The sequence below is a fragment of the Methanobacterium congolense genome, assembly GCF_900095295.1.
GTDB classification, from domain to species: Archaea; Methanobacteriota; Methanobacteria; order Methanobacteriales; family Methanobacteriaceae; genus Methanobacterium_C; species Methanobacterium_C congolense.
Genome location: NZ_LT607756.1, coordinates 515325 through 534342, shown reverse-complemented (window position 1 = coordinate 534342; position 19018 = coordinate 515325). Strand labels below are relative to the sequence as shown.

Below are 19018 nucleotides of genomic sequence, written 5' to 3'. Positions count from 1 at the left end.
TTTTCTTTTATTTTTTAAGGATAAAAATAAAAATTAATGATATTTAATTAATAGAAAATTGATTAAATAAAAAATAGGTGATGAAAGGGTTGAATCTCTTAAAATAGAAACCAGTGCAGTGAAATATAAAACCTAAAAACTTGATTTTTTTGTGAAATAGATTTGAAATGGATAATTAATGAACTGGCACCTAAACACGGAAAAAAAACTTGAGATTATTATTTTTAAGAAATAAAAATACATCAAATAATTAAATTACAATTTATTGAAACATTTAAGCGTTTGAAAACATTTACTCAACTTAAATGTAACTCTTATTTTTTGTTGCAACATCGTTAATAAATTTCCCCTAAATTATCATTACTTTATCTGAAATCCAAATTCGAAGGTTTTAAGGGGACACAGTTCATTAAATAAAAATAACCCATTAAATTACTAAATTCATCGAATCGAGGTGTAACAATGAGGATAACGTTCATAAATCCTCCACAAACAAATTCAAAATACAAATTCATAGGAGTTGTGGCCCCACCCCTTGGAATAAGTTACATGGCAGCTGTTCTGGAAGAAAACAACTTTGACGTGAGCATAATAGATGCTTCAGCCCTTGACATGACCTGGGAATCCCTTGAAAAAGAAATAAAAAGGGTATCCCCAGATATCGTTGCAGTGACAGCCTTGACCCCTACCATAAATCAGGCCATGAAAACTGCGGAAATTGCAAAAAAGGCATGTCCAGATGCTTTGATAGTTCTCGGAGGTTACCATCCAAGCTTCAACTACGAAGAAGTTCTTGAAAAGGATTTTGTTGACATCGTTGTGAGGGGAGAGGGAGAAGTCACCATGCTTGACCTTGTTGAAACCATTGAAAAAGGAGGAGATCTGTCTGAAGTTAGGGGAATAGCCTTTGAGAATAGTGTAACACCTATACGCCCCCTTATTGCAGATCTAGACAGTTTACCATTCCCTGCAAGGCATCTGCTCCCCATGGACCATTACAAACTCTTTAACATGGATGCGAAGATGGCAACAATGATAAGCAGCCGTGGATGTCCAATGCAATGCTCTTTCTGCGCATCTGCAGCACTTCACGGATCTAAAATGCGTTTGAGAAGTCCTAAGAACGTTGTGGATGAGATGGAGCACCTTGTGAAGGATCATGGTGTTGAAACCATAGCCTTCATGGATGACACCTTCACCCTGAAAAGGAGCAGGGTTGAGGAGATCTGTGCTGAGATCAAAAGAAGGAACCTTGATGTTTTCTGGGGATGCACAGCCCGTGTGGACACATTATCCGAGGATGTTATCAGACAGATGAGGGAAGCTGGATGTATCGCCATGTTCATGGGTGTGGAATCAGCTGATCAGCAGGTTCTGGATGAAGTTAACAAGAAAACCAGTGTTGAAAAGATCAGACGTGCCTTCGAGATCTCAAGGAAAGAAAAAATGCGCACCATAGCCTCTGTGGTGCTTGGAATGCCTGGAGACACCAAAGAAAGTATAACAAAAACTGTGAACTTTGTTAAGGAGTTGAAACCTTCCTACGCAATTTTCAGCCTGGCCACCCCCTATCCTGGAACCCTTTTCTACCAACAGACCCTTGAGAAGAATCTGATAAAGGTTCGGGACTGGTCCAAGTACACCCTAATCTCACCCATCATCGAGACAATGGAGTGTTCCCTTGAGGAGCTTAAAAAGATGCAGAACAGAGCATTCCGCAAGTTCTACCTGCGTCCAGGGTACATTCTGCGCCAGGCATGGATGGACGGACCAATGCTCCTTAAAACCATTGCATCGGTTATCAGGGAAGTGATCTAAGGATCATTTCCATTTTATTTCTTTTTTTTTGAAAGATTGAATATGAATTTTTACAAAAAATTAAATTTAAGATTAACTATTTTTAATGTGCCTAAAAAGTCCATAAATTATTATTCAAATCTTATAAAGTTAAATATAAAATAGTAATCATTTAAATATAAAATAAATGGTTTTAATGAATTATTTTTTTAAACTAAATCCTAAAATTTTGTATTTCATGAAATTCATCGAAAAAGAAGTAATAACCCCTGTCCTTGTAATAACTCCGTTCTCCTTTCCACATAAAGTTATGATGGTTAATGTTGACATGAATTAACGGAGGTAACCTAATGGACATACTGGCAATCTGCATCATTGGTGGAGCTTTAGCTATGATCCCTCTCATGCTCCTTGTAAGACACTTAGTTATTGGAGATTAAAGATCCATAAACAAGATTTAAAACCAGCAATTTAGATTGAAGTTGCGAAAGATTATTCTTTAAAGAAAATTTACTCAAAAATGTTAAATCAAAAAATCATGGCTTAAAAAAAAGGGCAAATCAGCCCAACCCTTTTTAATGATAAGAAATTTATATAATTGGATTGAATAAAACTAACACTTTCATTGAAGGTGACCCATATATGAACAGGAAATACACTCCAGTTAAGTACTGTAAATGGTGTGGTGATCCATTCCTGGTTAAATCCCCCAACCAAAGGTACTGTTCACCAGATGTTAAAAATTGCAGTGAGGAAGCTAAGCGTGAAAGCTGGCGTAAAGCAGCACATAAATACCGGGAAAACTACAAGGATGTTCTTAAAATATCCCAGGTTTACAAACTGGGATCTGGTTTTCTGGGCAGCAAACCCCAGAAGGAATTTGATGCTGAGTACAGGGCAATACAGAAGGAAAAACGAAGGCTTAAGTTAAACAGCATAGGGATTGGATTCTGGTTTTGGGTTCAGTACAACTTACCCCTTATGAGAAATCTCATGGAAAAAGGCGAAAATCCTTTAATAACTTTTTACGTTAGCTTCATTGCAGTTGGAGTTTTATTGATAAGTGTGTTTGTTTTCGGAGTTTACTATAAATAATACTTTTCACTATTTTTTTATATAAACTTATGATGGTCAACTACGAAGGGCGGAAGTACATTTCCTAGCCCTTGATCCTTGTCATTTAACTTATAAAATTATAAAAATCTGGTGGAATTTATGGAAATGGTAGTAATCTATGTTTTAGCCATGGTAGTATCATTGATAATTGTAATAAAAATGGCAAATATATTTATAGATAATTTAGTTGCTGTAGGTGAAGCTAAAGGAATATCCCAGACCATTTTAGGGGTTACAGCTTCAGCAGTCGGAACATCTCTGCCAGAGTTTGGTTCAGCCATCATAGCCATATCAAGCGGCACACCGGATATTGGAGTTGGTGTGGTTATTGGATCCAACATCTGGAACATTGCAGGTATTCTGGGCATATCTGCATTTGTTGCAGGCTTTATAAAGGCAGGAAAAGAGGAATTAAAGCGTGACGGCCTCATGACCCTGTTAACCGCCTTGATTCTCATGTTCTTCATGATATTCATGACCCAGTTAAACGCCATAGTCGGGATCATAATGATCATAACCTACTGCATTTACTTCTGGATTCTGATAAAAAAACAAAAAGAACACAACAATGAGGATGAAACAAAAGAAAAAGTCGAAAATAAGGTTAAAAATAAAATTGAACATACAGATCTTAAGAAAAACTACATATTAAGCATTGTTGGTATTATAGGGCTTGCAATTGGCTGTAAAATTATGGTTTGGAGTGGCGTGGAAATTGCAAATGTGTTAAAAGTTCCACAAATGATAGTTGGACTTTTTGCCCTGTCAATTGGAACGAGTGCGCCAGAACTCGTTGTGACCTTAAGTTCTGCAATGAAAAGACTTCACAGCCTTTCAATGGGGACTGTACTTGGAAGTAACGTGTTCAACATACTCATAGGAATAGGTGTTCCATCACTCTTCCTTGCAATTCCAGTAGAACCCCTTTCTGTGACCTTTGATGCACCTGTAATGATTATTGTAACTTCCCTCTTGCTTATAATGGCTGCAAAAAAGAAAAAACTTACGAGATGGGGTGGACTGGTCTTGATGTTAATCTATCTGGTGTATATAACTGTGAGGATATCCCTTTCAGTGTGAAGTTTTTTCAATGGATAGATGTTTTAATTGCAAAAATGAACCAGTGCATGGATAGAATTACGGAACACACACTGGAAGTCTTCTAAAAGAAAAGCGTTGAGTTAATGGGGCTTGAATAATTGAACTCTTCAAAAAATTAAATAAATAAAACTAAAAATTATTTCTTTTTATGAAAAAAAGCCCATTCCCCTTATTATTAAGAGGTATACTTACGATTTATACTTCTGTATTTTCATTGAATTCAATTAAAGGATCATGAACAATAATTGTTGTCGTGACAATTGTTGTCGTGACAACATTTATATGCTTGGTGATCCATAGTAGGTACATACATAAAACATGCATCAAAAACACATGAAGTGCTTAAAATCACTTAAATGGAAAAAATAAAGGTTAGCTCATGAAATCAGATATTCCACTTCCAGGACTTCTGTCCATTATCAGCCGTAACCATTTTATCTACCTCAACAAAGAAACAAAGGATTTAGATCTTACAGGAGGTCAATTTCCATGTTTAATAACGATTTCACGCAAACCTGGAACCACTCAAGATCACATTGCAAAAAAGCTCCAGATAGACAAGGGATCCATAGCCCGTGCCGTTAAAAAATTGGAAGATAATGAACTTATACACCGCATACCAGACCCTAAAAATCGTCGAAAATATCTCCTTTTCCTAACAAAAAAAGGAGAAAACATAATACCACAAATCAAAAGTATCGAAGAAAAATGGGAAAAAACTGTGTGTGAAGGACTTAGAGAAGATGAAATTACCACGTTAATGGAATTCCTCAACGTACTTGCTGAAAACAGCACTGAAAAAATTAAAAAACAATGCTAACCTTAAAAAGCTTAAAATTCCAGATAGATATCTAGAAAACCTTAAGATCAATCCTAGTTTTTAAAAAAAAACCTTAAAACCAATTTTAGTTATTCTTTGGTGAAATATAATGCAAAAAGAACAATCACAAACAAATCAAAATTCTCCAGGAGGAGATGACAAAACCGCGGGAGTCTCCCTTATCATGGGAGACCCAAAAAAAGCAGTAATCAAACTTTCAGGACCCATGATCGTTTCAATGATCCTCATGAGCCTCTACAACCTGGTCAACGCAGTTTGGGTTGCCGGTCTTGGTGGAGATGCCCTTGCAGCAGTGGGATTTGTAACACCCTTATTCATGGTGCTCATTGGACTCAGCAACGGTCTGGGGGCAGGTGCAGCATCTGCAATAGCACGTTACATAGGTGCAGAAGATAAAAAATGTGCAAACAACGCTGCAATGCATACACTGCCCATTACAATGGCCATATCCATTGTTCTGACTGTGCTACTGCTTGTGTTCCTAAAACCCATACTTTTACTTCTGGGTGCCGGAAGCACGTTAGACCTTGCAGTTCAGTTCGGACAGGTCACCTTCGGCGGAACCATTCTTATGCTTTTTACAGGTGCAGTTTATGGTGTGCTTCGTGCAGAGGGAGATGCAAAAAGGACCATGTATGCAATGGCAGTATCCTCAGTCCTTAACATGATCCTTGACCCTATACTCATTTACTGGGCTGGTTGGGGTATTTCAGGAGCTGCATGGGGTACAGTAATATCCATGGCCTTCGTGTCCATGGTCATGATCTACTGGTTCTTCATTAAGAAGGATACCTACGTTTCATTCTCATTGAAAGACTTCGTACCAGACAGGAAGGTTACAATGAACATTTTAAATGTTGGTCTGCCTGCAAGTGCAGAGTTCTTTGTCATGTCTGTGCTTGCAGGTGTCCTTAACGGTATCCTGGTATTCGTTGCTGGAACAGATGCTGTTGCAGTTTACTCTGCAGGATGGAGGGTTGTTATGATGGCAACCATGCCAATAATAGCAGTTGGAACATCTGTTATCACAGTTGCAGGTGTATCCTACGGGGCAAGAAGATACGAAAACATCTCCATAACACACAAATATTCCATAAAGGTAGGAATATTCATTGCAGCCATTACAAGTGCTCTTACCTATGTGCTTGCACCATACATTGCCATGATATTTACCTACACCCCACAGAGTGCATCACTGGCACCAACCATTGCTGCCTTCCTCCAGGTGATGTGTTTCTTCTACATATTCATGCCACCAGGAGTGATGTCGGGTTCTATATTCCAGGGCGTTGGTAAGGGAATGAGCTCCCTCACACTGACCCTCCTCAGGAACCTGGCATTCATCGTTGTGTTTGCATACCTGCTGGCAATACCCCTGGACCTGGGAGAGCAGGGAGTATGGTGGGGAATCGTCGCTGGAGACATTGTAGGGAGCGTAGTTGCATACACATGGGCTCACACGTACATAAGAAGGTTGAAGGGGAATTCAAACCCCAATTAACCTTTGAAAATTAGATTTAATGAAATGCTCTGATGGATGCACAACCACATTAAAATTAACTTTTTTAAGATAAAATCAATTGGATGATCCATCATTTTAAATTTAATTATCCTATTTTTTTAATCCTGTTTTTATTTTTATCCTATTTTTAACTTTAAATATGAATTAAAAAGTGAAAATTAAATGTTTAATAAACTATTAGATTTTTATTAAATTTAAAAGGGAATTAAAATTAAAGAGGTATTTATTATCAGAAAAAAGTGTTTTTATGCATTTATATCCCAATTCATTATCTCAAAAAGCCTAAATAAATATTTTACTAAAAAAATTATTAAAAGAATGCTTATTTTACATTTTAAAGTGGTAAATGATAATTTCCTTAAGTTTTACTTCTTAATTCTCTTATAAACAGAATCATTCGCCCTAACCTTGTCCACAACAGAAATAGCCACATTCTGACCTTTAAATCCCTTTTGAATGTTTTCACCATTTATCTGCATGGACTCAACCTTCTGGATGAGGGAACCCGTTGTTGGTCCCTGAATCACGACCTCATCATCCACTTGAAGGTCATTCCAAAGTCTTATCTCTGCTGCAGAAACCCTGCTGTAATAATTCACAACCTCTCCAACGTCCTGTTTTTTGTGGGTTGATTCGTTGCATCCACTAATTTTGTAGGGTTTTCTGAGGTAAAATCCTGTGTCAAAACCCCTGTTGAAGACCTTACGAAGCTCGGACATCCAGCCATCCATGCGTTCCTGCCTGTTGACATCCCACGATCCAGTGTTGTAAATGTCAATTGCTTCCCTGTAAACCTTTGTAACCGTTGCAACGTAGTCTGCAGGTCTTGCACGCCCTTCTATCTTAAATGCATCGATTCCAGATTCTACAAGTTCAGGAACATGTTCCACCATGCAGAGATCCTGCGGACTCAAGATATGAGTTGTGTCAGGCACCGATCCCTCTGACACAAACATTGATAACTCTTCTTCATCCTCAGATAGTAGTTTCCATCTTTTTCTACAGGGTTGGAGACATTCACCACAGTTTGCACTCTTATCGTATAGATGTGAACTTAAAAAGCACCTTCCAGACACTGCCATACACATGGCCCCATGCACGAAGGTTTCGATCTCCATTGCTGTCCCTGATTTGATACGTTTGATGTCGTCAAGTGATAGGTCCCTTGAGAGGATGGCACGTTCCACTCCCAGTTCTTCAAGGAGCTGCAATGATTCTGTGTTGGACAGATTGGCCTGAACACTCATGTGAACTGGAACATCATGTTCACGTGCAACCTTCAGCGCCCCAAGGTCTGAAACTATCACTGCATCAGCACCAGAATCCCTGATAAAAGGCATAACCTCTTTAAGGTGTTCTATTTCATCTTCCTTCATTATGGTGTTGGTGCAGATGTAGAGCTTCACAGCAGATTCATGACAGATATCTGCAGCCCTTTTAATGTCTTCAATTTTGAAGTTTGCAACGTGGGCCCGCATGTTGCAGCCTTTTATACCTATGTAAACTGAATCTGCACCGTTTTTAACTGCAGAGTTCAGTGCTGCAAAATCCCTTGCTGGAGAGAGAAGTTCTACCATTTTAACACCCAATATATACAATGAATATTTAGTTATGTGGATCCGAGTTTTATAAGTCCAATTTTGAATGTGTTTAATTTGAACGTATTTAGTTTAAAATTTTGGTTTAAAAAAGAATTAAAAAAAAATGTGAATTAAAAAAAATAAACATTAAAAATCCGATTTGTTGTGTGAGCTGTTTTATGATTCAAGTTCTAAAAAAGTTTTTTTAACACCGACTGGCCTCGTATGCTTTAATATCTTCAGGCAGAGTCGTTGGATATTCTCCAGTAAGACAGCCCATACAGAGTTCATCCCTTCCAAGACCTATACACTCCACAAGGGATTGTTTATCAAGGTATCCCAAGGAATCAACACCCAGGATCTGTCTTATCTCTTCAACTTCCTTGTCAGATGCTATTAACTCTTTTTTGGTTGCCATTGCTATTCCATAGTAACAAGGGGATGTTATAGGTGGACAACCCACTCTGAGATGGATCTCTTTAACCCCTGCATCCCTTAAAACTTTTACAAGGGATTTTGATGTTGTTCCACGAACCACACTGTCATCAACAAGCACTATGCTTTTACCTTCAAGCTCTGATTTTATAGGGTTCATCTTAAGCCTTACAGAGGTTTCACGTTCCTCTTGTGTTGGCATGATGAAGGTTCTTCCTATGTAACGGTTCTTTATGAGTCCCTCACCGTAAGGTAATCCTGATTCCCTTGAGTAACCTATCGCTGCGGTTATCGCAGAATCAGGTACTGGCATGACGATATCAGCATCAACTGGGAACTGTCTTGCAAGGGATTTTCCAATGTTCAAACGAACGTTATAAACTGATCTACCGTCCAGAATACTGTCAGGACGTGCAAAATAAACATATTCAAACATACAGTGTGCACGAGGCATTTTCTTGTCTTCAAAGATTTTGTAACTCTTTATTTCATCGTTTATAACAAGAATTTCACCAGGCTCTATGTCCTGAACATATTCCGCCCCTACAACATCAAAAGCAACAGTTTCAGATGCCACAATCGTAACATCATCTAATTTCCCCATAGAAAGGGGTTTTATTCCTATGGGGTCACGTACAACAATAAGATCATCATTTACAAGTATTACAATAGAATAAGAACCAATCAACCGTTTTGAAACGTTCCGAACAGATTCGACCATATCCCTAGTCTTGGAGTACTCCAAGGATAAAAGCTGGAATATGACTTCTGAATCTGTTGTTGAATTGAATTTGTGACCAAGAAGCTGTAGCTCCTTCCTCAATTCCATTGAATTAATTATATCCCCGTTGTGGGCTATTGCAATGGTTCCACATTCAAATTCACTGTAGAATGGCTGTGAATTTTCAAGTTTTGATTTTCCAGTTGTTGAGTACCTTACATGACCTATGCCCACATTTCCGTCAAGACCATCCATGTTTCCATTGTTAAAAACATCACAAACAAGACCCATTCCCCTGTACGTGCTCATTTCCTTGCCGTTATGGGTAGATATTCCTGCAGATTCTTGTCCTCTGTGCTGCAAAGAGTACAATCCATAATAGATGTACCTTGAAACATTATCGGATTTTTTATTAGAGTAAGCTCCTACAATACCGCATTTATCCCGCAATTCAACTTCTCCCTGATATTATACAATAAAAACCCGTTCAAAATTAGTTAAACACACAAAATTTATTGTTTGAGTAGGTTGGGACTGAATTTTTCATCATCAAACTCTTCCTTCAAGTCATCTATTTTAGAATCATAAAAAATTAGAACAGTTCTGATTATCTTCAACCAGCCTGTGGCATCTTCCTTGGAAGGTGCTACAATGTAACCTTGACCTACAACGATTTTTTCAGGTTTAAATTCGTTGGATATAAAATAAAGTTGTTCTTCATCAATTAATTCTTCATCAAAAGCTTCTTTCCAAAGTTCATTCAATGGAAATGCTTCGAATAACTCTTTATTCTTGAGTATCTGATACTTGTTCTTTGTATCTGCGTATCTCTGCTTCACATTTTTAAATTCGTCTTCACTGATCTTGAGTTTTCCCCTGAACTTCTCCTTTGACTCTGCTATTTCCTTGTTTTTAGAAATTAATTCCTGGTTTTCAGCAGTTAAGGCCTTTTTCTCTTCTTTGAGTGCCTTGAGTTTATCCTTGGATTCCCAGAGTTTTTCCTCAATTTCTGTGTATTTCTGTATGTTGGCAATGGATATGAGTCCTGCACGTATTATGGCGTTTTTGATCTCGTTTCTTATGATCACGGGATCCATGTACTCCACATCATGTCCAAATGGAAGTTTCATCCTTTCTATATGGCCCACTTCCTTTTTAAGACATTTCTGGAATTTATCTGCAAGTTCCCTGCCTGGTGCATCAACATCCGTTGCAATTAAAAGTATATCCGCACCCCTGACTGCTTTTTTAGCTATTTCAGGGTTGGTTGTTGGGATTATGGCGGAGATGGTGATGTGGTACTCCGCTCCGAGGGCTATGTTCTGCATTGCCCTGGAAACCTTCTCCACATCAGAGGCACCTTCCACAATTATCCGGACATCTATTGGATTTACAGCATCCATATCTTTTCAACCTATATCAGTTAATCCATTCACAGTTAATCTATTTTAACCTGTAACCTGTGATTTTTTTGTTCTGCCAGTTGTAACTTCGGATCCTCTTGGATTTACCGAATCCACATGCTGCGCAGTATTTTTTACGTGCGTGGTATGAGTTTTTACCACAGCGCCTGCATCTGATATGGGTTTTTTTATTACGCTTACCAAATGATGGTGTTCCTTTCATTTATTCAATCCTCCAATAAAATTGCAATTTAAAAAAATTTGTATTTAGATCAGAAATTAGATCAGAATAGTATAAGTTGTAGGTTACTTACTCTATCCTGGTGATATATAAACTATGTTGTCGCCCCTTATAAGGACAACCCCTAACCTTCTTGCGGACTCGCCATCTTCTAATTCTTCGGCGTCGTTCAAGACTAAGTTCATATGCATGTCAAAACTGTTGAGAGCTCCTCTAAATTCTCTTCCACCTTTGAGTTTAATGAGTACTTGGGAGTTTAATGATTTACCTAACACATCAAGTGGTCTTGATGTATTCACATTCTTCTGTGCATTCACAATATCACCTTTCCTATAACTTCAATGTTGGTTTGATTTATATTTAAATGTATGCGTTGTTAAATAATGTATTATAAAAGTTTTAATTAGAGTTTATTTAGGAAATAATATTTGTCATCAAAGCTTATATATCAATAAGGTGTGTTTTAAATTGAAGATCAAAAAAAGGTACTATCTTAAAAAGAAAAAACTCAAGGAAGTTCAGGAAAAACTCGGTGACTACGCAGAACTAATAAAGCCAAAAAGCAAAGTTGAAATCATTGAAACTGACCTTCCAGACATTCTCCTGGTTGATGGAGAACCCCTGGTGATGATGCTGGATGATGAACCCCTTCCAACAGTCAAGGGCGCCCTTAAAATGGACATAAAATCCAGTTACGTTGTGGTGGATATGGGTGCTGTTAAATTCGTTGCAAAGGGTGCAGATGTGATGTCACCAGGTATAGTGGATGCAGATCCATCAATAGAAGAAGGAAATCTCGTTGTTATCGTTGAAGAAAGTCATAAAAAGCCCCTTGCAGTTGGAAGAAGTTTAATATCTGGGACTGAAATGATTGAAAACCGTGAGGGAAAGGCCGTGAAAAGCCTGCATTACATTGGCGATGACATATGGAACCTTGAGATTTAATGATGAATCAAATCACAATGATACTAATGATGAACTTAAATGACTAACCACGTTGCAAATTGATTAACGGAATTAAAAGAATTAAAGAATTTTAAAGGTGTTTCAATGGTAAAACTCAGATACTCATCTGGAAACGTCATTTCACCCCATGTTCACGGCGTAGGTGTGCTTGCAGTTGGATCCCACCGTGAGAACCATGGAGCTGCCCTTCCAATTGACACAGATTCCAAAATAGCAGCACATATTGCACTTCAGGCATCATTAAAAACAGGGGCAACCTTCCTGGGAATATTATACGCTGCCACAGAGTACGATTACGTGAAACATGGCTATCATCTGTCTGTGGATGACTTGGTGGAAGGTGAGCTGAAACCAGCACTGAGATCCGCAAAGAAATGCCTGGATCTCAAGAAGGTGATTCTTGTAAATGGCCACGGCGGCAACGTGCCCATCATAGATCACATTAAAGATATTGAAGGGAATCTGGACCTTGAGATCATCTTCAACAACCGCGTGGTTGAGATAGAAGGCCCACATGCAGGGACTGGAGAACTTTCAATGGCCGCTTTTCTTGGTTTTTTAGATGAAAAACGTGTTTACAAACACTGCAACTTTGAAAAGTATCCTGAAGTTGGAATGGTGGGCCTTGATGAGGCGCGTGCAGCTGAAGAAGGTATCAATAAGGGAGCCCTTGAAGTTGAGAAGAAGGGCGTCTGTGTGGACAAGGAACTTGGAAAAGAACTCCTTGAGGATGCTGTTGAGAGTGTTGTGATGGATATTAAGGAGGCCATCTCAAACTAAATCTTTTTCTCAAACTAAATCTTTTAAAGAGAGATTTTAGAGATAGATCCTAAGGATAAATCCTGTTAAAAATAAAATCCATTTTTTAATTCCAATTTTTAAGTCAAATCATTATTTTAGAATTTTTTTTATAATCTAATTTATAAAATAAGTTGAATTAAATAATTTTAGAACCTTAAAATTTATTTTTTAGATTAAAGTTTTTTTTTAGAAATTTAGAAAAAAGTAATAAAGATATGAAAGAATAATGAGGAGTTGCAATAATCCAAAAAAATATCCAGTTCATCCACCCTCAATCTTCTTGATAAGCCTTGAACACTCCCTTACAACCTCTTTCTTACCAAATGCCCCTGCAATTCTCCTGATAGCTTCCAGCATCCTTATAACTGCATCAAGCCAGCTGAAGATATCCCCTGCATATGCCTGAATTCCATAGTTTCGCATGAGCTTCTTGCTTATGGCTGCAGGGTCCTTCTTCATCATACGCTGTTTGAGTATTCTACGTGAGAGCTCCATCTGGAAACAATCACAGAAGGGTCTGTCCTTACATTTGCAGGATAAAAATTCTATTTGAAGATTTATAAGTGTCTCCTGGATGTTGGGCTCCAGCTTGGAGATCGCATCTCCTGATGAGAGTATGTCCAGGGTTGAATCTGCAAAGAGCCTCGTGGACATGTTGATCTTGAGAACCTTGGACAGCCTCTGACTTATTCTGTTTGAGAGGTACGCACTTTCAAATGGCTCCAAGAACACTGCAATGTCAAGGGGTTTCACTTTCTTAGCGTGTATCCTCTTTCTTATGTAGTCTGCATCCTCATGGTTCAAGAATGATGTGGAAACTGCCCTTCCATACCTTGTTGGAAGCAGTTTTTCCTCTCCATCCTTATTTTTAACTTCCCTTATGAACTTGTGGTGTATCAAGGTGTTGTAAGTTTCTTCGAAGCTCAGTGGAAGTTCTTCTTCCATGTAAGCTGCTTCCATGCTCTCAAGATCATCAACACGGCCTGCGCAGACATCTGCAAGGAACTGTTCCACGACATCGTCCTCTGAGTAAGTCACGTCTATGCGTTCCACATCACTTTCTAAGAGTGATACTGCCATCATATCCTCTGACTGGTCATCGTAGCTACGGCCAACCTCAGGTATGAGGTAAACCTTTCCAACATCATGATATGATGGTCTTCCTGCCCTTCCAAGCATCTGAGAAAACTCGTTTGGACTGAGCCATTTGTTTCCCATGGTAAGGGTTTCGAAGATAACTTGGGAGGCTGGAAAATCAACTCCTGCAGCCAGCGCAGCAGTTGTAACCACTGCTGAAATCTTCTGCTTCAGGAAATCCTTTTCTATCCGACTTTTCTTGGAATAAGAGAGGCCAGCATGGTAAGCTTCGGCATTGACACCTCTTTTTGATAGGTAGTCTGATATAGAATGAGTTTTCCGCCTGGAATTGGTGAATATGATTGTCTGACCTTTGAACCCCTTCTTTGAAATGTTTTTGTATTCGTTACGTGAGAGACGTGCCATTATGTCCTCTTTATCGTACTCAGACTTTGCAAATACAAGGTGGCGTTCAAGGGGTACTGGTCTGTTTTTGTACTCCACCATCTTCATTCCAAATTCTGATGCTATTTCCGCAGGGTTTTGGACAGTTGCAGAAAGACCTATTATCTGGAGATCCGGGAAAAGTGCCTTCAAACGTTTTATAAGACCGTTTAAGCGAGGTCCTCTCTCTTCGTCGTCCAGCATGTGTATCTCATCCACAACCACCGTTCCAAGGTCTCCCAGTGTGTGGGCCTTTCCAGCACGCAGGAGAAAGTCCAAGCCCTCGTAGGTTCCAACCACAATATCTGAAGCTTCAACATCATCATCAACGATTGAAAGTTCACCTTTGGCTTTTATTCTACTCATTCCAACCCTTATTGATACATCCAATCCCATTTTCTTGTATTTCTTCTTGAAATCCCTGTACTTCTGGTTTGCAAGGGCCACAAGAGGTGTGAGGAACATGAATTTCTTCCCATTCAAGGTTCTGGGTATTCCTGCAAGTTCTCCTATGAGGGTTTTACCACTTGCAGTTGCAGATACGATTAGAAGGTTATCCCCTTCAAGAAGTCCGTTCTGAACTGCCAGGGTCTGAACAGGGAGCAGATGTTTACCGTGTGACTTCAAAACCCTTTTGAATTCCGATGGAAGTTTCAATTCATCCATGGACATCTTTGGAATGTCCTTATCACTTCCCCTCTTTATCCGGTCGTAAAGAGTGAGGTCAGGGTTCTTCACAGGGTTGAAGTTGGGATTTAAAACGCTTAAAACCTTGTTCAGATCCCCTGTCTTTTGAAGCATCCTCTGGAAGTTTCTGAAGGTGCTCATGTCAAAGCCACGAGCTTTAAGCTCCCTCTTTATCTCTGCCTCAGCACACAACCTGCAGATGTACTCTTTATGGTAAAGGTAGGAGGATTCTTTTCTCAGAAGGGTTACGTATCCCTCGAAGGTGCAGTGCCTGCACATTCGAGTCCTTTTAAAGGGTATGTTCAAAGATTCCAACATCTCTTCAGTTTCTTCATCCTTCCCTATGACGTAAACGTTCTGTTTACGGAGGATCTTGATTGCCTCGCTTGGTGGAAAAAGATTCTCAGTTTCAGGGTCCTTTTTAACGATGAACTTCTGCGGCCTTACCTGGTCACCATTTCTGCCCAGTTTAAGGTATCCATAGAAGATAGGCTGTCTCCTGTTGTTAACAGCACCCTTAGCACTGCCTATTGGAAACATCTCCAGAATCTTCTTGTTCTTTCTTAAAATTATCATTTAAATCTTTTGAATTGTTTTACAGTAAAATAAACTCATAACATCTTCTAAAAAAATGTTTATGCTTTTTTAATTTAATTACAGTTTTAAGATTTTGATTGGTAAGTTACTTGTAAGTTTTAACGTTCTTTAATCTATTTTTTAATGTAACTTAATTTTATGATATTTCCTAAATAACTTCTTAAACAGTTTTACGTGTAAAAACTTAAAAATTTTATGCAATTGCTAAACAAATCATTCATCAAAGCTTTTTTTTATTAAATATGATATGTGTAAGTTGAATTTCTTTTAAAAAATTCTTTAAAAGTTTAATTCCTAAAGGATTTCTTAAATGGGTAATTAATAAAAAAATACTTAACCATAACAAAGTTATCCGTTTAACCCATTCATTTTAACTTATTAGATAAAGAAAGAGTAAATGTGAAAGATACATATCTCATATCTCTTCTTCCTCTTCCTTCCTTTTTTTTAAGAGTTCCACTGCCTGTTCCTTGAGTTTGAACTTTTGGATCTTACCACTGTGGGTTAATGGGAATTCATCAACGATGAAAACGTACTTTGGAACTTTGTAACGTGCTATTTCTTTCATGGAGTAATCCCTGACATCCTCCTCGGTTATATCTACCCCCTCTTCAGGTATTACAAAGGCTCCAACTATTTCACCGTACTTCTCATTGGGTATTCCAACCACCTGCACGTCCCTGATTTCAGGCATGGTGTAGAGAAACTCCTCGATCTCACGGGGGTAGATGTTCTCCCCACCGCGGATTATCATGTCCTTTATCCTTCCAACAATGGAATAGTAACCGTTTTCATCCTCGGTTGCGATATCTCCACTGTGAAGCCATCCATCTTCATCTATAACTTCACGGGTCTTTTCAGGCATTTTGTAGTAGCCCTTCATTACGTTGTAACCACGGCAGCAGATCTCTCCAGGTTCCCCTTGCTTAACAGGTTCTCCAGTTTCCATGTCCACGATCTTAACTTCACAGTTCTCCATCTTCCTTCCAACCGTGGTTACTCGAAGTTCCAGTGGATCATCAATACTGGTCTGGGTGAATCCTGGCGAAGCTTCAGTTAAACCGTAGACACTGGTGATACCCTTCATGTGCATGTCATTTACAACCTTTTTCATTGCCTCAACTGGGCAGAGGGATCCTGCCATTATACCTGTTCTGAGGCTTGTGAGATCGAACATGTCAAACATTGGATGTGTGTACTCAGCTATGAACATAGTAGGAACTCCATAGAGTGCTGTGCAACGTTCTTTATGAACCGCTGCCAGTGCCAGGAGGGGGTCGAATACTTCAAGCATGACCAGTGTTCCGCCGTGGGTTAGAAGTGCCATTACCCCCAGAACTATGCCGAAACAGTGAAACAAGGGTACGGGTAGGCATAGTTTCTCTTCTTCTGTGAAATCCTGTCTGTCGCCTATGTAGAATCCATTGTTCAGGATGTTTCTGTGGGTGAGCATTACTCCCTTGGGGAAACCAGTTGTTCCTGAGGTGTACTGCATGTTAACAACGTCTGTGTTTTTAACACTGCTTTTAACCCGCTCAAATTCCTCATCAGAGCCGTGTTTACCTAAAAGCATCAGTTCATGGGTGTTGTACATTCCCCTGTGTTTTTCAGGGCCTATGTATATGACGTTTTCAAGGTGTGGGAAGTCTTTACTTTTGAGTTTACCCCTTTCCTGGGTTTTGAGTTCAGGTACAAGCTCGTAGATAATGTTTAGATAATCTACATCCCTGAATCCTTCTATGAGAGCTAGGGCTTTCATATCGGATTGTTCGAGTATGTAAGCCAGTTCATGGTTTTTGTAGGCCGTGTTAACGGTTACGAGAACTGCACCGATCTTGGCAGTTGCAAACATGAAAGTGAGCCAGTCAGGCACGTTCAGCGCCCATATACCCACATGATCACCTTTTCCAACACCTATGGACAGCAAGCCCTTTGCAAGAAGGTTAACTCTTTCATCGAATTCTTTGTACGTAAATCTGAGGTCCCTGTCGGGATAAACTATGAAATCTCTATCAGGACTTTTTTCAACCTGTTTTTCAAAGAACTTACCTAGGGTATCTTCTGTAAAAAGCATGCGCAACCACCTTTTTTTTAATCTTAAGTTATATTAACATTGTTTAATTAGAATACGATACATCCCTTTATTTTTTAGATTAATGCATGTATTAATCATTGAATTTATCCATCATCCTTCATTTATTGAAATCTTTTCATTTATTGAGATTTTTAAAATTATGAATTTTAGTACCGATTCAATATCACAGGTCACTTCAAACTCATTTGTTGTTCATCAAAGCCATTTCCTGGCTGTTTGATGTTTCTATCTCAGTTTCAGGTAGCATGTGCTCTGCAAGCTGTGCCCTTATAGGGTCTGGTATTGGAACAGAGGTTTCATTGACGAAATCGTAGTGAACAACCACTGCATTTCCCTTAACCTTTATCTTACCTTCCTGCCATGCTTCGTGGCGTAGTGTGAATGAGGTGTTTCCAATTTTCACCACATAGGTTCTCAGTTCCACATCTTTCTCAAAGTACATTTGGCATAGGAAGTCGAAGTCTGTTCTGACCATTATGAGTTTCCAGTTTTCGTAGCTGAGGTCAAGATCTGGTGTGAACATTCTGAATATTGGGTTTCTTGCCTGTTCAAACCATACCGCAAGAACAGTGTTGTTAACATGACGAAGTCCATCTATATCTCCGAATCTTGGTGTTACCGTTGTCTTAAACATTTTAATTCATCTCTAATTATCTAATTTTATGCAAATCTAAAATTTCATGCAAATTTGGTTGTACATTCTAAAGTCCAGTCTATTTATTTTGAATTTTGATATTTTTAAATAATCATAATTGTAAATTCTATTTTTTACGATTTTTAAGCCTTAAAACGGTGTGTAAACCACTGCAAGGATCTTTGCATCACCACCGTGGGCATGCAGGTCATGGGGTACGATTGAATCGTAGTAGATGCTGTCCCCTTCACCAACCACATAACTCTCCTGGCCGTAAAGAATTTCTATCTCTCCATCCATCACGTATATGAATTCTTCCCCTTCATGGGATGCTAATTCATATTCACCGTTTTTGGGAGGGTGAACATCTATGATGAATGGTTCCATGTGTCTGTCACTTTTACCGTAGGCTAATGAGTAGAAATCAAGGGCACTCTCATCAAGGCTTGTGTTTTTACCTGAAAAATGAGTCACACTCTTTGAACTACCAGATTTAACCACAAATGGGCCGGTTTGAGGTGCATCATCCATGAAAGTGCCCAGTCGAACCCCAAGAGCCCTTGCAATGTTGAGTAACGGAGTTAATGAGGGTAAAACTGCTCCGTTTTCAAGTTTTTCAATTAATTCCACATCACACTGACTTGACTCTGCAAGTTCCTCACGGGACATTTCTCTGCTTTCTCTTAACTGACGAATTTTTTCCCCAACTTTGTTCTCATCTACCATTGCAAATCACCTTTAATTATAAAATTTGGATTTTAATTCTTCTGAAGAAGGATTGTGAAAGTTTATAGGTATCTATAAAACTTTTTTAAAATAATTCAATTCATATTACTTATTCTATTACTTTGTTTAACTATCCGGGTCATTCTTGTTCTATTAGTACTCCCCAATTCTTACTTTTTAAATAATTCTGTGTAGTTGGCACATCTTATGTCAAATAAAAAAACATAACACATC

16 protein-coding genes are annotated in these 19018 nt (G+C 38.7%); 7 read left to right on the top strand and 9 right to left on the bottom strand.

Going from position 1 to position 19018, the window contains the following annotated elements; genetic code table 11:
• Positions 1–462: 462 nt before the first annotated feature.
• The 5 genes from MCBB_RS02600 (at position 463) to MCBB_RS02580 (ending at position 6356) form a co-directional block, all read left to right on the top strand.
• The gene (locus MCBB_RS02600; RefSeq protein ID WP_071906308.1) at positions 463–1818 is read left to right on the top strand and encodes a B12-binding domain-containing radical SAM protein; all 1356 of its coding nucleotides are present in this window, start codon (positions 463–465) and stop codon (positions 1816–1818) included.
• A gap of 621 nt (positions 1819–2439) precedes the next feature.
• Positions 2440–2892: a hypothetical protein gene (locus tag MCBB_RS02595; protein WP_071906307.1), complete on the top strand. Its 453-nt coding sequence runs from the start codon at positions 2440–2442 to the stop codon at positions 2890–2892.
• 120 nt (positions 2893–3012) lie between these two features.
• Positions 3013–3993, top strand: a complete 981-nt coding sequence (locus MCBB_RS02590) for a calcium/sodium antiporter (protein WP_071906306.1) — start codon at positions 3013–3015, stop codon at positions 3991–3993.
• Positions 3994–4393: 400 nt separating this feature from the next.
• Complete coding sequence (locus MCBB_RS02585; protein WP_071906305.1) at positions 4394–4834, top strand: MarR family winged helix-turn-helix transcriptional regulator; 441 nt, start codon at positions 4394–4396, stop codon at positions 4832–4834.
• A 109-nt stretch (positions 4835–4943) separates the two neighbouring features.
• Positions 4944–6356 carry an MATE family efflux transporter gene (locus MCBB_RS02580; protein WP_071906304.1) on the top strand — a complete coding sequence of 471 codons (1413 nt, stop codon included), beginning with the start codon at positions 4944–4946 and terminating at the stop codon, positions 6354–6356.
• A gap of 386 nt (positions 6357–6742) precedes the next feature.
• On the opposite strand, the gene MCBB_RS02575 is transcribed toward MCBB_RS02580, so the two are convergent.
• From MCBB_RS02575 to MCBB_RS02555, 5 genes are all read right to left on the bottom strand, one after another.
• On the bottom strand, positions 6743–7954 hold the full coding sequence (locus MCBB_RS02575; RefSeq protein ID WP_071906302.1) for a U32 family peptidase: 1212 nt from the start codon (positions 7952–7954) through the stop codon (positions 6743–6745).
• Positions 7955–8162: 208 nt separating this feature from the next.
• Complete coding sequence (purF, locus tag MCBB_RS02570; protein ID WP_071906300.1) at positions 8163–9563, bottom strand: amidophosphoribosyltransferase; 1401 nt, start codon at positions 9561–9563, stop codon at positions 8163–8165.
• 62 nt (positions 9564–9625) lie between these two features.
• Positions 9626–10516: a toprim domain-containing protein gene (locus MCBB_RS02565; RefSeq protein WP_071906299.1), complete on the bottom strand. Its 891-nt coding sequence runs from the start codon at positions 10514–10516 to the stop codon at positions 9626–9628.
• Positions 10517–10556: 40 nt separating this feature from the next.
• Positions 10557–10739: a 50S ribosomal protein L37e gene (locus MCBB_RS02560; RefSeq protein ID WP_071906298.1), complete on the bottom strand. Its 183-nt coding sequence runs from the start codon at positions 10737–10739 to the stop codon at positions 10557–10559.
• 92 nt (positions 10740–10831) lie between these two features.
• Positions 10832–11074 carry an LSm family protein gene (locus MCBB_RS02555; protein WP_071906297.1) on the bottom strand — a complete coding sequence of 81 codons (243 nt, stop codon included), beginning with the start codon at positions 11072–11074 and terminating at the stop codon, positions 10832–10834.
• A 151-nt stretch (positions 11075–11225) separates the two neighbouring features.
• On the opposite strand from MCBB_RS02555, the gene MCBB_RS02550 reads away from it, so the two are divergent.
• Positions 11226–11702 (top strand): DUF1947 domain-containing protein, encoded by a 477-nt coding sequence (locus MCBB_RS02550; RefSeq protein ID WP_071906296.1) that lies wholly within the window; start codon positions 11226–11228, stop codon positions 11700–11702.
• A gap of 105 nt (positions 11703–11807) precedes the next feature.
• Complete coding sequence (gene arfB, locus MCBB_RS02545) at positions 11808–12503, top strand: 2-amino-5-formylamino-6-ribosylaminopyrimidin-4(3H)-one 5'-monophosphate deformylase (protein ID WP_071906294.1); 696 nt, start codon at positions 11808–11810, stop codon at positions 12501–12503.
• Positions 12504–12785: 282 nt separating this feature from the next.
• Here arfB and MCBB_RS02540 read toward each other — a convergent pair whose 3' ends face one another.
• The 4 genes from MCBB_RS02540 to MCBB_RS02525 all read right to left on the bottom strand — a co-directional run bounded on the left by MCBB_RS02540 (position 12786) and on the right by MCBB_RS02525 (position 18784).
• On the bottom strand, positions 12786–15308 hold the full coding sequence (locus MCBB_RS02540) for a DUF5814 domain-containing protein (RefSeq protein WP_071906292.1): 2523 nt from the start codon (positions 15306–15308) through the stop codon (positions 12786–12788).
• Positions 15309–15744: 436 nt separating this feature from the next.
• Positions 15745–17403, bottom strand: coding sequence for an AMP-binding protein (locus MCBB_RS02535; RefSeq protein ID WP_071906290.1), 1659 nt, complete (start codon positions 17401–17403; stop codon positions 15745–15747).
• A gap of 202 nt (positions 17404–17605) precedes the next feature.
• Positions 17606–18058, bottom strand: a complete 453-nt coding sequence (locus tag MCBB_RS02530) for an acyl-CoA thioesterase (protein ID WP_071906288.1) — start codon at positions 18056–18058, stop codon at positions 17606–17608.
• A gap of 150 nt (positions 18059–18208) precedes the next feature.
• Positions 18209–18784 carry a helix-turn-helix domain-containing protein gene (locus MCBB_RS02525; RefSeq protein WP_071906286.1) on the bottom strand — a complete coding sequence of 192 codons (576 nt, stop codon included), beginning with the start codon at positions 18782–18784 and terminating at the stop codon, positions 18209–18211.
• Positions 18785–19018 lie beyond the last annotated feature (234 nt).

Coding starts and splice junctions, on each gene's coding strand:
- MCBB_RS02530 (WP_071906288.1), bottom strand. CDS start 18,058: ATGTTTAAGACAACGGTAACACCAAGATTCGGAGATATAGATGGACTT.
- MCBB_RS02565 (WP_071906299.1), bottom strand. CDS start 10,516: ATGGATGCTGTAAATCCAATAGATGTCCGGATAATTGTGGAAGGTGCC.
- MCBB_RS02585 (WP_071906305.1), top strand. CDS start 4,394: ATGAAATCAGATATTCCACTTCCAGGACTTCTGTCCATTATCAGCCGT.
- MCBB_RS02580 (WP_071906304.1), top strand. CDS start 4,944: ATGCAAAAAGAACAATCACAAACAAATCAAAATTCTCCAGGAGGAGAT.
- MCBB_RS02595 (WP_071906307.1), top strand. CDS start 2,440: ATGAACAGGAAATACACTCCAGTTAAGTACTGTAAATGGTGTGGTGAT.
- MCBB_RS02535 (WP_071906290.1), bottom strand. CDS start 17,403: ATGCTTTTTACAGAAGATACCCTAGGTAAGTTCTTTGAAAAACAGGTT.
- MCBB_RS02525 (WP_071906286.1), bottom strand. CDS start 18,784: ATGGTAGATGAGAACAAAGTTGGGGAAAAAATTCGTCAGTTAAGAGAA.
- MCBB_RS02590 (WP_071906306.1), top strand. CDS start 3,013: ATGGAAATGGTAGTAATCTATGTTTTAGCCATGGTAGTATCATTGATA.
- MCBB_RS02600 (WP_071906308.1), top strand. CDS start 463: ATGAGGATAACGTTCATAAATCCTCCACAAACAAATTCAAAATACAAA.
- MCBB_RS02575 (WP_071906302.1), bottom strand. CDS start 7,954: ATGGTAGAACTTCTCTCTCCAGCAAGGGATTTTGCAGCACTGAACTCT.
- arfB (WP_071906294.1), top strand. CDS start 11,808: ATGGTAAAACTCAGATACTCATCTGGAAACGTCATTTCACCCCATGTT.
- MCBB_RS02560 (WP_071906298.1), bottom strand. CDS start 10,739: ATGAAAGGAACACCATCATTTGGTAAGCGTAATAAAAAAACCCATATC.
- MCBB_RS02540 (WP_071906292.1), bottom strand. CDS start 15,308: ATGATAATTTTAAGAAAGAACAAGAAGATTCTGGAGATGTTTCCAATA.